Origin of the sequence: Bartonella sp. AC10YNML (assembly GCF_042196825.1) — a bacterium.
Taxonomy (GTDB): Bacteria; Pseudomonadota; Alphaproteobacteria; order Rhizobiales; family Rhizobiaceae; genus Bartonella.
In genome coordinates this window covers 22284-37106 of the sequence record NZ_JBHIRA010000008.1, presented here as the reverse complement: position 1 = coordinate 37106, position 14823 = coordinate 22284, and the positions used below count along the sequence as shown (strand labels likewise).

At 36.9% G+C, this 14823-nt stretch carries 12 protein-coding genes and 1 tRNA gene; 11 read left to right on the top strand and 2 right to left on the bottom strand.

The annotated features are described in order from the left end of the window. Positions 1 to 65 precede the first annotated feature (65 nt). The 7 genes from ACFINA_RS05630 to gltX all read left to right on the top strand — a co-directional run bounded on the left by ACFINA_RS05630 (position 66) and on the right by gltX (position 10405). Positions 66 to 2342: a ComEC/Rec2 family competence protein gene (locus tag ACFINA_RS05630; protein ID WP_375607199.1), complete on the top strand. Its 2277-nt coding sequence runs from the start codon at positions 66 to 68 to the stop codon at positions 2340 to 2342. A gap of 471 nt (positions 2343 to 2813) precedes the next feature. Beyond that, positions 2814 to 3518, top strand: coding sequence for a ribose-5-phosphate isomerase RpiA (gene rpiA / locus ACFINA_RS05625; RefSeq protein WP_375607198.1), 705 nt, complete (start codon positions 2814 to 2816; stop codon positions 3516 to 3518). Positions 3519 to 3624: 106 nt separating this feature from the next. Beyond that, a complete protein-coding gene (locus tag ACFINA_RS05620) occupies positions 3625 to 4194 on the top strand; it encodes a DUF2059 domain-containing protein (protein ID WP_375614678.1) in 570 nt (189 codons plus the stop codon). A 198-nt stretch (positions 4195 to 4392) separates the two neighbouring features. After that, complete coding sequence (gene gor / locus ACFINA_RS05615; RefSeq protein ID WP_375607196.1) at positions 4393 to 5784, top strand: glutathione-disulfide reductase; 1392 nt, start codon at positions 4393 to 4395, stop codon at positions 5782 to 5784. A 77-nt stretch (positions 5785 to 5861) separates the two neighbouring features. Next, complete coding sequence (locus ACFINA_RS05610) at positions 5862 to 7241, top strand: class II 3-deoxy-7-phosphoheptulonate synthase (RefSeq protein ID WP_375607195.1); 1380 nt, start codon at positions 5862 to 5864, stop codon at positions 7239 to 7241. Between the two features lie 118 nt (positions 7242 to 7359). After that, entirely contained in the window at positions 7360 to 9021 is a 1662-nt protein-coding gene (locus tag ACFINA_RS05605; RefSeq protein ID WP_375615216.1) for an NAD+ synthase, read from the top strand. 10 nt (positions 9022 to 9031) lie between these two features. After that, a complete protein-coding gene (gltX, locus tag ACFINA_RS05600; protein ID WP_375615215.1) occupies positions 9032 to 10405 on the top strand; it encodes a glutamate--tRNA ligase in 1374 nt (457 codons plus the stop codon). Between the two features lie 60 nt (positions 10406 to 10465). On the opposite strand, the gene ACFINA_RS05595 is transcribed toward gltX, so the two are convergent. Together ACFINA_RS05595 and ACFINA_RS05590 are read right to left on the bottom strand one after the other, a co-directional pair. Next, positions 10466 to 11869 carry a DEAD/DEAH box helicase gene (locus tag ACFINA_RS05595; protein WP_375607192.1) on the bottom strand — a complete coding sequence of 468 codons (1404 nt, stop codon included), beginning with the start codon at positions 11867 to 11869 and terminating at the stop codon, positions 10466 to 10468. 146 nt (positions 11870 to 12015) lie between these two features. Then, positions 12016 to 12789: an NAD kinase gene (locus tag ACFINA_RS05590; protein ID WP_375608554.1), complete on the bottom strand. Its 774-nt coding sequence runs from the start codon at positions 12787 to 12789 to the stop codon at positions 12016 to 12018. A 271-nt stretch (positions 12790 to 13060) separates the two neighbouring features. On the opposite strand from ACFINA_RS05590, the gene ACFINA_RS05585 reads away from it, so the two are divergent. The 4 genes from ACFINA_RS05585 to ACFINA_RS05570 all read left to right on the top strand — a co-directional run bounded on the left by ACFINA_RS05585 (position 13061) and on the right by ACFINA_RS05570 (position 14604). Then, positions 13061 to 13137, top strand: a tRNA-Arg gene (locus ACFINA_RS05585). Positions 13138 to 13672: 535 nt separating this feature from the next. Then, positions 13673 to 13840, top strand: coding sequence for a YbfB/YjiJ family MFS transporter (locus ACFINA_RS05580; protein WP_375607190.1), 168 nt, complete (start codon positions 13673 to 13675; stop codon positions 13838 to 13840). A gap of 53 nt (positions 13841 to 13893) precedes the next feature. Further along, complete coding sequence (locus tag ACFINA_RS05575; RefSeq protein WP_375615214.1) at positions 13894 to 14070, top strand: YbfB/YjiJ family MFS transporter; 177 nt, start codon at positions 13894 to 13896, stop codon at positions 14068 to 14070. A 327-nt stretch (positions 14071 to 14397) separates the two neighbouring features. Continuing rightward, positions 14398 to 14604, top strand: coding sequence for a hypothetical protein (locus ACFINA_RS05570; protein WP_375615213.1), 207 nt, complete (start codon positions 14398 to 14400; stop codon positions 14602 to 14604). Positions 14605 to 14823: the final 219 nt, after the last annotated feature.

The window sequence follows — 14823 nt, the reverse complement described above, 5'->3', positions numbered from 1 at the left end:
AAGGTTATGTTAGCATAAGTGATGGGGCGTGCAATAGCCGTATTGCGAGTTAAAGTGGGGGACTGATGTTTTATAAAAGTAAAGAGGGTTTATCCGAAAAATCTGTTACAGAAAGAAAAAAGCCATGTCAGATAGGGCAGAGTGTTTTTTCTAGATATGATGATGCAAAGAACGGTAGCTATAACCAACAAAAACTTTTTTTATTGACACTCTTAAAAGAAGTAATCATTTTTTTTCGCAAATGGTTAGAAGATTGTATTAATAAAGAGGTTGCTTTTGGTATCCTTTTTTCGCTGATTTTAGTCTTTTTTGCCCTAGGAATCATTTTCTATTTTCATTTAGAGTGGGAACCAAGTTGGGGACAATTGGGGGCATTGGTCAGTATTTTTCTGGGAATATTCTATGGTGCACGTTTTTATCCAAAAATATGGATTCCCGTGGGATTTCTGTTTTGTATTATATTGGGTACTTTAGCGGCAAAAATAGAAACGTGGCGTATTGCAACACCCATGTTAGGCAGTGACATTGTCACTACATTGACGGGAAGAATTGTTTCTATTGAGTCAGGTGCCAAAGGAGGGTTTCGTTTAGTTTTGGATATTTTGAGTACAGAAAAGCCCATATTACGCCATAGTCTTCATCGTGTTCGTTTATCGGCAAAATATTTGCCATCTGGCTTAGCGATTGGTGATGGACTGCATGGAAAAGTGAAGATGCGTGCATTCTCTGGGCCGGTGCGTCCAGGAGGCTACGATTTTAGTTTTCATAATTACTTTAAAAGAATTGGGGCACAAGGCGTTTATTTAGGAAAACCAAGAAAAATATCCGTTTCTCAGCCTGATGGGATATTCGCTATCATTCTACAGAAAATTGAAAATTTACGCACGAAGATGACACAAAGAATCCGTATAGCCCTTGAAGGAGAAAAGGGGAGTGTTGCAGCTGCCCTCATAACAGGGCAGCGTGCTGGTATTTCAAATGAGACAAATGAAGCATTACGTACAGCTGGATTAGCCCATATTTTATCAATATCAGGTTTACATATGGCGTTGTTAAGCGGCATAGTTCTTTTGAGTATCCGTAGTTTTTTAGCATTTTTTCCAGTTTTTTCTTCCTATTATTCCAGTAAAAAGTTTGCTGCTATCGTTGCGTTTATGATAACAGCTTTTTATTTGTTATTGTCGGGCTTAGCAATATCAGCGCAAAGAAGTTTTGTGATGATTGCTGTTATGTTGGTTGCTATATTGTGTAATCGCTCTGCTATAACAATGCGTAATTTTTCCATTGCAGGGTTGATAACTCTGGCGATGACACCCCATGAAATATTAGGTCCTAGCTTTCAAATGTCCTTTTCTGCGACTGCTGCTTTGATCGCTTTTTTTGATTGGTGGAGTGGAAGATCATTTTTTCGTAAAAGAAAAACAACTCCCTCTTATGTTGGAGGAGGAGTGATGAATTTTGTTTTCTTATCGATTCTTTCAACGTGTGCTTCTTCCTTTGTTGCAGGGAGTGCAAGTGGAATTTATGCTGCTTATCATTTTTCTAATATGGCATCTTTGAGCATTATCAGTAATGCTTTTGCTTTGCCTGTTATCTCAATTTTTGTCATTCCCTTTGGATTAATCGCAGTTCTTGCAATGTTAGGAGGATTCGAATGGCTTCCCCTTCAAATTATGGGCTTTGGAGTTGATCTTGTAATAAAGATTGCACATGCTATCAAGGCTATTTCTCCTGATTTAAATCCTGGTTTTATGCCGTTATCTGCGTTGATCTTACTGAGTATAGGCTTGGTTGGATTGACTTTTTGCAAAACACCTATCAGGCTCTTTTTTAGTTTTTTTATTTTGGTTGGTATTTGTATTTGTGTGATGCATTCACCTATACAGCTGATGATTGCAGATAATATGCGTCTGGTGGGTGTTATCCATGATAAAAAATTATATATTGATCGTTACCATATTTCTAAGTTAACGTCATCCATATGGAAAAAGTCATTCCGTGTGAATGAAATGATTAAACCAACAAAGTATGGGCCTTCATTGCACGGACAATTTATTTGTGATCGTCATGTCTGTTCATCCTTATTGGATAATGGATTAAAAGTGATCGTTTTACACAGAGAAACAGATCAATGTGTAGAGGCAGATATTCTCATTCAGACATTTACAATTGCGATGCATAATCCAGTATGTCACAAGAAGGCAAAAATAATATTTACCCCTCAACAATTGTTATCACGAGGAAGCGTGATGATGACCAAAAGTGGGGATATTATTTGGTCTTCTCTAGGGTTTCATAGACCATGGAATATGCATAGACGGTATGCACAAAAAAATATATAATTAAATCGCATTTTTCTTCATATCTGGACGATGACAAAACAGAAAAGAATAGAAGACTTTTCTGATAATATTTTGCGGTATTTAGATTGGTAAATTTATCAATGTCATTGAAACGAAATAATAATCTACAGTTTTCTAGAAATAGATGATTTTTATATCTGATCATTTTAATTTTTTCAAAAAAGTTGCTATGTGCGTCTTTGTGCATCCTATTGATAGCACAAGATAAATCAAAAATTCTTATTGAATGAGAAAAATGCTAACAAATCTTCTCAAAGAAATAAAAAAGATAATTGTTGATTATTCTATTTTATTCTTATCATATATTTCTATAACGAGTAACATCTTTTCAAGCAAAAGCGATGGTCAATTTAAATAGATTGCGTCAAGAGGTTATCTTTTATTATCATTATTATCGGTGGGAATAGGGGTGATAAGTGTTGCTTATACGGATAGAAGGCAAAGTCATTCATGAATGTTCAGCAGTTAAAAAAAATGGCAGCTGTTAGAGCGCTTGAATTTATTGAAGATGGTATGCGGCTTGGTATCGGATCTGGTTCGACAGTCAATGAGTTTATTCGTCTTCTTGGTGAGCGTGTTGCTGATGGTCTACGTGTGACTGGTGTTGCTACCTCACGACATTCTGAACAGCTCTGTCGTAAGTTTGGAGTTCCTGTTAGCACTTTAGAAGAAATACCTGAATTGGATCTTGATATTGATGGAGCAGATGAAATTGGTCCTCAGATGATGCTCATTAAAGGGGGAGGGGGAGCATTGTTGTATGAAAAAATTGTGGCATCGGCATCCCGTGAAATGCTTGTCATTGCTGATGAAACAAAGATAGTAAAAAGACTTGGTGCTTTTGCACTACCGATTGAAGTTAATTCATTTGGTATCCATACAACACGCAAAGCCATCGAAAAAGTTGCTGATGATTTAGGGCTTTCTGGAAAAATTGCATTGCGAATGAATGGAAAAAATCCTTTTGAAACAGATGGTGGCCATTTTATTCTTGATGCATTTTGGGGCTGCATTTTGCAACCAAAACCATTATCGGATGCACTTCTTGCTATTCCTGGTGTTGTTGAGCATGGCCTTTTTTTGGGGTTGGCTTCACGTGCAATTGTCGCTATGGCTGATGGGCAAATAAAAGTTTTAGAACCGTTTGATTTTTAGAAAAGGCATTTACATGATGATATGTTAGCACAGTAAAAAAGGGTCTTAAAGATTTTAGGTAGAATAACGAATTAAAATTATAATTAGCGATCGGGGTAATCATTAAATGAAAGTAATATTTTCTTTTCAGCGTTTTGTCGTATATTTTAGTGCAATTGCTATTTTTGTTGTGAATGTTGGAATGGTTTATGCACAAGGTGTGAGTGATCAACATTTAGATTCAGCGCGAAAGGCGATCAGATCCATTCATGCAACGGATCAATTTGATAGCTTTTTACCAAATGCAGTCCATGATTTCAAAAATGAACTAATCAGTGATGATCCGAATTTGGCAACAGCTATTTCTGATATTGTTGATAAACAAGCGCTTGCTTTAGTTAAAAGGCGCTCTGATCTAGAAAAAGAGATTGCTCATGTGTATGCAAAATATTTTACTCAAAAAGAGCTTGATGCCATTACAGCATTTTATAATTCTGACACCGGTAAAAAGTTTTTGACAGAAGTCCCCAATATTGCACGTGATTCTTATTCAGCATTTGATATATGGCGTACTGCTCTTATGCGGGATCTTGTAGAAAATGTGAAAAAAGAGATGTCTGAAACACTTAATTTGAATAATTCTACTATGCCTACAAATATGCCTATAAAATCAGAATCTTCAGAAAATAAAAAATAGCTTGATTGATATTATGACAACAATGGGCAATTTCTGATTTTTTTAATAGCGGCGGTTTTCCCGCCGTTTTAAATATTTTAATAAGAATAAACCCTTTAAGAATATTGCTTAAAATGCTTCTTCAAAAGAAAAAAGACTTTTATTTGATAATAAATGATCTTAGCCTATTGTTTGTAGATATATGAGAAGGATTAGTTCGTGGGTTCTTTTGATTTTGATTTATTTGTTATTGGAAGTGGTTCTGGTGGAGTGCGTGCAGCACGGCTTGCTGGAGGTCTTGGTAAGCGGGTAGCTATAGCAGAGGAATATCGTATAGGGGGCACTTGTGTTATTCGTGGTTGCGTTCCCAAAAAACTTTATGTTTATGCATCACAATATGTAAGAGAATTTAAGAAAAGTGTTGGTTTTGGGTGGGAATATGCGGATCCAATTTTTAGCTGGGAAAAGTTGGTTGCAGCTAAAAATAAAGAAATATCAAGGTTAGAAGGCCTGTATCGTAAGGGATTAGAAAATAACAATGTGCATATTTATGAAAGTCGTGCTACTTTTATAGATGATCACACATTAGAGCTTTCTGCCACGGGTGAGCGGGTAAGTGCAGAAAAAATTTTGATTGCAACAGGGGCAAAACTTGCACCAAATACGTCCATAGAAGGCGGTGAATTTTGCCTTACTTCTAATGAGATTTTTGACCTTAATCAACTCCCAAAATCAATAGTGATTGTTGGTGGAGGGTATATTGGTGTTGAATTTGCTAATATTTTTCATGAATTAGGTGTAAAAACAATACTCCTTCATCGCGGTGATTTAATCCTTCGTAATTTTGATCATGATTTGCGGCAATTGCTCAGCGATGCAATGATTGAAAAAGGGATTTCTATTCTCTATGGCATAACAATTTCTAAAGTACAGGCTGCCGAAAACTGTTATGATATTGTTTTATCAAATGGGCAAACGATCAGCACTGACCAAGTTCTGTTAGCTACGGGACGGATGCCCAATACTGCTGGTTTAGGACTTGAGAGAGTAGGTATAGAAGTTAATGAATTTGGTGCAGTTGTTGTTGATGAGAAAATGACAACAAATATCCCCCATATTTGGGCTGTTGGTGATGTAACAGGTCATATTCAATTAACACCCGTTGCGATTCATGATGCAATGTGTTTTGTTAAGACAGCATTTGAGAATATTCCCACAACACCTGATTATGATTTAATTACAACGGCAGTTTTTTCTCAACCAGAGATTGGAACGGTTGGTCTTTCAGAAGAGGAGGCGGTAAAGCGTTATAAGCGTCTTGAAATTTATCGTACAGTTTTTCGTCCTATGCGTAATATTCTTTCTGGTATTTCAGAGAAAATGCTTATGAAACTCATTGTTGATGGTGAAAGCCGTATTGTTGTGGGCGCTCATATTTTAGGGGAAAATGCTGGTGAAATGGCACAGCTTATAGGGATATCTCTCAAGGGTAAGCTAACGAAGGATATCTTTGATGAAACGATGGCAGTGCATCCAACGATGGCAGAAGAATTGGTAACGATGTATAAACCAAGTTATATATATGAAAATGGGAAGAAAATAGAAAGTTAAACAGCATATATTTTGGTGAAAAGTTTTTGATATGCCAAGCTGTAAGTTTTGTAAGTTTAGTCTTTAGAGAGAGTATAATGATAAAAGAATGGGTGCCTGACTCTTGGAGAGAAAGGCCAATTAAACAAGTTCCGACTTATCCGGATAAGTCTATGTTAGAAAATGTTGAACGAAAACTGAGAAGCTATCCTCCTTTAGTTTTTGCCGGTGAAGCACGTGATTTAAAAAATGAATTAGCAGCCGTTGCGAAAGGCCAAGCTTTTTTATTGCAAGGTGGTGATTGTGCCGAAAGCTTTGCAGAACATGAAGCTGATAATATTCGTGATTTTTTTCGTGTATTTTTGCAAATGGCGATTGTTTTAACCTTTGGTAGTTTTAAGCCTGTTGTTAAAATTGGTCGTATTGCTGGTCAATTTGCAAAGCCACGCTCTTCTGATATCGAAAGTAAAGAAGGGATTGATCTTCCTGCTTATCGGGGGGATATTATTAATGGCATTGAATTTAGAGCCGATTCTCGTATTCCGGATCCGCAACGGATGTCCATGGCTTATCGCCAATCTGCGGCAACACTTAATCTCTTGCGTGCTTTTTCACAAGGTGGCTATGCTGATTTAGAAAATGTTCACACATGGATGTTGAGTTTTGTTTCTAACAGTCCGCAGGGGGAACGTTATGAATTATTGGCAGAGCGTATTTCTGAAGCAATTGATTTTATGCGTTCTATAGGGATTACATCCAAAACGCATTCTTCATTGCGTGAAACATCTTTTTATACCAGTCATGAAGCACTTTTACTTGGTTATGAAGAGGCTTTGACGCGAATTGATTCAACTTCAGGAAATTGGTATGCAACATCTGGCCATATGTTATGGATTGGAGACCGTACACGTCAGATTGACCATGCTCACGTTGAATATTGTCGTGGTATCAAAAATCCTATAGGATTAAAGTGTGGCCCTTCCATTGAGCCTGATGAGCTTTTAAGATTAATTGATATTCTAAATCCTGAAAACGAGCCAGGTCGGCTTACCCTTATTACGCGCTTTGGTTATGATAAGGTTGAAAGTTATCTACCTAAACTCATCCGCGCCGTTGAACGCGAGAAGCGTGCGGTTATATGGTCATGTGATCCAATGCATGGCAATACAATTACTGTTAGTGGTTATAAAACGCGTCCCTTTGATTATGTTTTAAAAGAAGTCGAGAATTTTTTTGCTGTGCATCATGGAGAGGGAACTTATCCAGGAGGCATTCATATTGAGATGACAGGTCGTGATGTCACTGAATGCACCGGTGGGGCACATGCTATTTCTGTGGACGATTTGTCTGATCGTTATCATACGCAATGTGATCCACGATTAAATGCAGATCAATCGTTAGAATTGGCGTTTCTTGTTGCGGAACTCCTTAAAAAAAATCGTGCCACTGACCCGTTAGCAATTGCCACTGGTGGATAGCAAAAGTTTACCTAATATTTTAGATCATATGACAGAAGAGAATTTAAAAAAAAGCGATGTTTCTGATGATTAAAAATAAAGTTGTGGTTGCCAAACTGATGAAGTGATAAAAAGACTTATGAAAAATGATTTTCGGGTAGCAATTGCCCAATTAAATCCTATTGTCGGTGATATTGAGGGGAATTTTTCTCTAGCTGTTATGGCACATCAAAAGGCTAAAGAAGAGGGAGCTGACCTTGTTTTATTATCGGAGCTTTTTATAAGCGCTTATCCACCAGAAGATCTTGTTCTAAAATCTGCTTTTACAAAAACATGTGAAGAGGCTGTTGGAAATTTAGCAAAAATAACCGTAGGCGGACCAGGAATTGTCATTGGTCTTCCATTAAGGCGTAATGGCAATGTTTATAACGGTCTCATGCTTCTTGATGAAGGGCGAGTTATTGCTGAAAGCTTAAAGTTTGATTTACCTAATTATGCCGAATTTGATGAAAAGCGTTTGTTTTCTTCAGGTCCACGTCCTGAGCCTATTGTTTATCATGGAATCAAATTAGGAATAGTCATTTGTGAGGATCTATGGAATGATTTCTCTCTGAGTACAGAGCTTAAAGATAAAGGAGCGGAAATTATTCTCGTCCTTAACGGATCTCCCTACTATCGTAATAAAACTTTAAAACGTATAGATGTTGTTCATACGCAAGCTCTACGATCTGGGGTACCAATTATTTATGCTAATCAAGTTGGTGGTCAAGATGAGCTCGTTTTTGATGGCGGGTCTTTTGCCTTGAATGGGCAAGGCAAAAAAGTGTTTCAAATGAAACACTTTGAAAGGCAGATTGCTTTGAGCCATTGGCAACGAACAACGACGGGATGGAACTGTGTTTCAGGTCCTAATGAAAATCTTCTCAATGGATTAGCAGCCGATTATCAAGCTTGTGTTTTAGGCTTGAAAGATTACGTTAATAAAAACGGCTTTAAGGATGTTATTCTTGGTCTTTCAGGAGGAATTGATTCAGCCCTGTGTGCGGCAATGGCGGTGGATGCTCTTGGTGCTGAGAGGGTTCGCACCATTATGATGCCCTATCATTTCACTTCGCAAGAATCATTGAAAGATGCCAAAAAATGTACTGATCTTTTAGGATGTCATTATGAAATCATACCGATTGCACAACCTGTTGAGGCTTTTTTAAAGACAATGGCACCTGTTTTTTTTGGCTTACCCTCTGATGTAACAGAAGAAAATCTTCAAAGTCGCATACGCGGTACACTTTTGATGGCTCTTTCGAATAAATTCGGATCAATGGTGGTAACGACAGGCAATAAGTCAGAAATGGCTGTAGGATATGCAACACTATATGGGGATATGAATGGCGGATTTAATCCTCTTAAAGATATTTATAAAATGCAGGTTTACGCATTAGCTGAATGGCGCAATAAAAATTACTTGCACAATTTGAGAGGACCAGAAGGAATTGTTATTTCATCCAATATTATAGAAAAAGCGCCTTCTGCAGAGCTGCGAGAAAATCAAAAAGATGAAGATTCCCTTCCCCCTTATCCTATTTTAGATGATATATTACAGTCTCTTGTAGAAAATGACATGAGTATTTGTGATATTATTAAACGTGGGCATTCACGGGAAACTGTTGAGAAAGTTGAACAGCTTCTTTATGGTGCCGAATATAAAAGACGACAATCTGCACCCGGTGTAAAAATCAGTTACAAGAGTTTTGGACGCGATCGTCGCTATCCCATAGTCAATCATTTTCGCGATAAAAATTGAGTATTATTTTATGGTTAAAGTTCGTTTTGCTCCCTCTCCAACAGGTTATATTCATATTGGCAATATCCGTATTGCACTTTTCAATTGGCTTTATGCGCAAGCGCATAAAGGAGAATTTATTTTGCGCTATGATGATACAGATGTTGAACGTTCTAAACAAGAATATATTGATGCTATTGCTGTTGACCTTGAATGGCTTGGTATTCAACCAGATTCAATTTATTACCAATCTAAGCGATTTAATCGATATGATGAAGTTGCGGAAATTCTCAAACAACGCGGGCTTCTTTATCCCTGTTATGAGACTGCAGAAGAATTAGAGCGGCGTCGTAAAATTCAGCTTTCACGCAAATTGCCTCCTATTTATAACCGTGCAGCATTAAAATTGACGGCAGAAGAGAAAAAAAGCTTTGAATCTCAAGGTCGTAAACCCCATTGGCGTTTTCTTCTTCCTAATTTTGAAAGTGATCCTTTGCAAACAAAGCGAACAGAAGTTTGCTGGAATGATGCGATAAAGGGGAAGCAGACGATTGATTTGGCTTCTCTTTCAGATCCTGTTCTTATTCGTAAAGATGGAAGCTATCTTTATACATTGCCGTCTATTGTTGATGATGTAGATATGGCTATTACGCATATTATTCGCGGGGATGATCATATTACAAATACAGGCGCTCAAATTGCTCTTTTTAAAGCTCTTAATGCAGAATTACCGGTTTTTGCTCATACCAATTTATTGGCGACAGTTTTAGGAAAAGGATTTTCAAAACGTAATAATGATCTTTCTATTCGTTCTCTACGGGAAGAAGGATTTGAATCTATAGCTGTTCAATGCCTTGCCGTTTTGATTGGGACATCGCAAAATGTGCATCCCTATCCCAATCAAGCTACGCTTTTAGAACATTTTAATTTACAAGATACGTCAAGATCCGTTGCAAAATTTGATATTGCTGATCTTCTTTCTTTGAATAGTCATCTTGTCCATGAACTAACCTATGAAGAAGTTCAAATACGACTTAAAAAACTTTCTATTGAGGGAGATAAGGCGGAATATTTCTGGAACGCGATAAGACGCAATATTGATAAAGTCAAAGATGCTGTTTTGTGGTGGAAAATCATTCATGATGAACAAAATTTTGATACAGTAGCACTAGAGGATCGTGCATTTGTGCGTCAATCACTCGATTTCTTACCTGAAGGTGCTTTGAATGAGGAAAGTTGGAAAATTTGGACAACAGCATTAAAAGAAAAAACAGGTCGGAAAGGAAAGTCTTTATTTATGCCATTACGTCAAGCACTTACGGGCATGGATCATGGACCTGAAATGGGAAAGCTTTTGCAGCTTTTAGGGCGTGAAAAGGTAATAGAAAGGCTCTCTAAGAAATAAGAAAAACTTTTAAAAGGCATCTTTTATTTACTTTATGCTTACAGAGAGTAAAGGGCGAGTCTATCTACGCGTTTTTATGAGCATGAATGCAGGAATATCATCACCAAATCCAAGGGGCGTGTAATTCTTATTTTTTCGTGAGCGTTGTTGCTCAGATGGCTTCTCCTTATTATTTGCATTTTTGATATATTCTGTTTTATTCTCTTCTACAGATTTTTTAGTGTGAGCAACAGGCTCTTTTGGAGCAGTTTTCTTTGATGATTTTGATGATTTTTTCTTTACAACAATATCTTCTGTTTGATCATCGGCTATTAAAGTTGAGAGATCTCCATTGAGCCATTCAATTTTTTCATTACTCATTTCCTCAATGGCATTGATATATTTTTGATCAGCTTTTGTGACAATTGTAAAAGCTTTTCCGCTACGATTTGCACGCCCTGTACGACCAATTCGATGGATATAGTCTTCAGCATGTGTAGGAACATCATAGTTAAATACGTGGCTTACGGCTGGAATATCGAGACCACGGGCTGCAACATCAGAAGCAACCAGAAGTGTAAGTTTATTATTTTTAAAATCGGCTAGGGTGTTCATACGTGAATATTGGTCCATATCCCCATGCAATGCACCTACATTAAAGTTATGTTTAATGAGTGATCTAAGAAGTTCAGAGATATCCCTCTTGCGATTACAGAAAATAATAGCATTTTGAAGCTCGGCACCTTCATTTTGGATAAGTTCTCGTAAAACTGCTCTTTTGTCCCATGATTTATTTCCAGATTTAACAAGCCGTTGTGTAATTGTGGTTGCTGTTGAGGAAGCTTTTGTAACTTCAACAGATACTGGAGAATGTAAAAATTGTTTCGTTAGTTTTGTAATTTCTGGTGCCATTGTTGCAGAAAAGAACAAAGTTTGACGTGTAAAAGGTGTTAGTTTACAGATGCGTTCGATATCAGGAATAAAGCCCATGTCCAACATGCGATCAGCTTCATCAATAACAAGGATTTCAACGCCCATCAGGAGCAATTTACCGCGCTCGAAATGATCAAGAAGGCGCCCTGGTGTTGCTATAAGAACATCAGCTCCTCGTTCAAGTTTGCGATCTTGGAGTTCAAAAGATACCCCACCAATCAAAAGAGCAACATTTAAACGATGATTTATTCCGTATTTATCGAAATTTTCTTCAACTTGAGCTGCAATTTCTCTTGTTGGTTCTAAGATGAGCGTACGGGGCATTCGTGCTCTTGCACGACCTTTTTCAAGGAGAGTGAGCATAGGCAATACGAAAGAGGCGGTTTTACCCGTTCCCGTTTGAGCGATTCCTAGAACGTCTTTTCTTTGAAGGACGTGAGGAATTGTTTCACTTTGAATAGGTGTTGGAGTTGTATATCCCGCTGATTTTACAGCGTTAACAACCTTTGCGGAAAGACCTAAATCATCAAAACTGTTTAAAGATGGTATCATTTTTTTATCAATTGCTCTGTGATTTTAATTTTGCTATCTAAATGATGAGTATAACCAATATCCCCCACTCTTAAAGAGTTTTAAGATGCTTTCACAAAAAAACTAACTATAACAACCATATACACATAAAACGCACAATACAATCATTAATAGCGAAATTGTTCTGATAAAATGCGTTCATCCCATGAATGATTTGAGTCAAAAAGGATTGAAGCTGTTACTTCTGTTGCCATTGAAATAGTAACTGAATGGACAGATTTAACTTCAACATTATCAGCAGCAGCGTTAACAGGGCGTTTGTCAGGTTCAAGCATATCAAAGCGCACTGTTACTGTATTAGGAAGCAATGCTCCATGCCAACGTCGAGGACGAAAAGGACTAACGGGAGTAAGAGCCATAAGGGGGGCCATAAGGGGTAAAATAGGTCCTTGTGCTGATAAATTATAAGCGGTTGATCCTGCTGGTGTAGCGACGAGGACACCATCACAATTTAATTGTTCCATGCGCACGTTGTTATCAATGGTGATACGAATTTTTGCTGCTTGATAAGATTGTCGAAAGAGAGATACTTCATTAATTGCAAGAGCTTCAATAGATTCTTGACATTCAGCTTTTGCAATCATGCGCAGGGGATGGATTTCTTTTCTGTGAGCGACAGCAATACGATTAGGTAATTTTTTTTCATGAAATTCATTCATAAGAAATCCTACAGAACCTTGATTCATACCATAAATGGGTTTGCCTGTATTCATGACGTCCCGTACGGTTTGTAACATTGTCCCATCACCACCGATTGCAACAACAATATCAGTTTCTTCCAGAGAAGAATGACCATAAACGGAAATTAATTTATGGGTAGCTTTGAGAGCTTCCTCAGTTTCTGCGGAAACAAAATGAAAGCGACTTGGTAATGTAATCATTTAGAAATTATCCTGATACTTACAGTTTATATTGTAACTTATTTTTTGAAAGTTTTGAAGTTGTAATAAAAGCTCTTTTAATAATAAAACGAGTGTTGAAGACAAAAAGAGAAACTCTTTCGAGATGAAGTATCATTGTAGGAAAATAAAAGAGGTGCGTAGTTAGATAATTTACAAATAAGTAATTTTTTTATTAGAATGGTAATTTAGCATTGAAGCTAAAAGGATGATTAGTTAAAAGATCACAACTGGTTTTAATAATCGGTTTTAAGCACCCGTAGCTCAGCTGGATAGAGCGCTGCCCTCCGAAGGCAGAGGTCACAGATTCGAATTCTGTCGGGTGCACCAAATTTTTCAATTTCATATCATCCTAAATAACAACATTCTCCAAAAAGAAGCAGATTTCCTCTTTATGAAAATGGTTATTTGAGTTGTTCATTAAGTTTTTAGCGAATAAGTGAATGATTTTAAGAGAAGTAAAATTTTACAGTTGCGTATATAATTTTTCGCTTAGTCATTTTGAACATCGAGATAAAAAAGCAAGATTATCTAAATGTGCTTTCAATTTAACTATAAATATTTATAATATAAAAATACATATTAATTCAATATGTTATTGTACAACTGATCTGGCGATGTTGATAGTAGATCGCTAAATATATTGTTTTGAGCATTAAAATAAATAGCTAAATTTGCTTTTTTTCTATTTTGGGAGTTAAAGGCTGTTATGGTGATATGGAACGCAGATGAGGAATATCACCAGTTAAAGGAGTAATAAGGGGGAAAGACAACCGTCAAGGTTTGAATTGTTTCAAAATACTGTATTCGATATGGTTTTGATATGGGTATCTGGTAATTTCTCTATACACCAATATTGCCAGTTATGTTGGATGAGGGATTGTTTAGCTTTAATCAACTTTCTTATATCCCGAACGCTAATTATGGTGGTTATTTAGTTGGGAGTATATTCTTTACGTTTGGCAGTAATTGGGATTATATCTTTTGCTCCTCGCATACTATCTTGTGCAGCTATAGTAATGAGTGCACTTAATTATTTCCATGGCGTTAACACTTAGTCCTTTTGATCCGTTTTGCTGTTGGTGAATGATGGTTTTAGGTTCTATTATGGTCATGCAGCATAGCCATAATGGGCGGATTATTTCTTCGCTTTATGCAGGTGTAGGAGTTGGTATTCTCCTAGGTAATGAATATGTTATTATTAGCTTGAATATGACAACTATATCACAAAAACACCTCCGTTATTTTTTCCATTGCAAATGAAACCGCTCCTGTTAATAAGAAAAAATCATCCCAAAATATGAATTGACCAATCAAATAGATTTCGTGACTGGTCATATATCTTATATCGCATTCGTACTTTAAACGATTTTGGTGATGTAAAAAAGGCGATCTAGATGCTTTTATTGAAAATGAAAGCAATCTCTCTCATGATGGTAATTGCTGGGTTGCTGATAATGTCTGTGTTGTAAAATCTGGTTGTGTTTATAAAAATATAAGGGGCTATGGCAATGCTGCCATTGGTGGCTATGTGTAATGGCAATACCCTTATATGTGATAAAACCCATGTGTATTTTGGTGTTCATGTTTATGACAATGCTCATCTTTCTTATAACGTATGAGTTTATCATTATGCGCGGGTTTATGGGAATGAAAAATTATCCGGTAGAGCACGTATTCATAACACTGCCGCGGTTTATGATCATGCGGTTGTTAGGCAAGGTTTACGGCAATGCTAGCGTGGGGTGTCATACTAAGGTCTACGGTTCTGTTTATGGCAATGCCAAGATCTCCTGATTATATCGTGATTAGAGGTAATGTATATGGCAATGCAAGAATAAAAAGACATAGCGATTTATATTCGGTTCCCATAAATTGTGAGGTTTATGAAAGTGATGATGTTATCAAGATTGATAAACAGAATAAATGACAGACGTGGAGGGTGCTTCTTTGATGGTTAAAACGCATCATAAAAGAAAGCTGTGCCAATTGATATGACGCTGCTTTTAAATAGAG

What these genes read in the sequence shown, in the direction of transcription:
- ACFINA_RS05605 (WP_375615216.1), top strand. Translation starts at nt 7,360, where the DNA reads ATGAAAAATGATTTTCGGGTAGCAATTGCCCAATTAAATCCTATTGTC.
- gltX (WP_375615215.1), top strand. Translation starts at nt 9,032, where the DNA reads ATGGTTAAAGTTCGTTTTGCTCCCTCTCCAACAGGTTATATTCATATT.
- ACFINA_RS05620 (WP_375614678.1), top strand. Translation starts at nt 3,625, where the DNA reads ATGAAAGTAATATTTTCTTTTCAGCGTTTTGTCGTATATTTTAGTGCA.
- ACFINA_RS05630 (WP_375607199.1), top strand. Translation starts at nt 66, where the DNA reads ATGTTTTATAAAAGTAAAGAGGGTTTATCCGAAAAATCTGTTACAGAA.
- ACFINA_RS05575 (WP_375615214.1), top strand. Translation starts at nt 13,894, where the DNA reads ATGATGGTTTTAGGTTCTATTATGGTCATGCAGCATAGCCATAATGGG.
- ACFINA_RS05590 (WP_375608554.1), bottom strand. Translation starts at nt 12,789, where the DNA reads ATGATTACATTACCAAGTCGCTTTCATTTTGTTTCCGCAGAAACTGAG.
- ACFINA_RS05570 (WP_375615213.1), top strand. Translation starts at nt 14,398, where the DNA reads ATGACAATGCTCATCTTTCTTATAACGTATGAGTTTATCATTATGCGC.
- ACFINA_RS05610 (WP_375607195.1), top strand. Translation starts at nt 5,862, where the DNA reads ATGATAAAAGAATGGGTGCCTGACTCTTGGAGAGAAAGGCCAATTAAA.
- ACFINA_RS05595 (WP_375607192.1), bottom strand. Translation starts at nt 11,869, where the DNA reads ATGATACCATCTTTAAACAGTTTTGATGATTTAGGTCTTTCCGCAAAG.
- ACFINA_RS05580 (WP_375607190.1), top strand. Translation starts at nt 13,673, where the DNA reads ATGTTGGATGAGGGATTGTTTAGCTTTAATCAACTTTCTTATATCCCG.
- rpiA (WP_375607198.1), top strand. Translation starts at nt 2,814, where the DNA reads ATGAATGTTCAGCAGTTAAAAAAAATGGCAGCTGTTAGAGCGCTTGAA.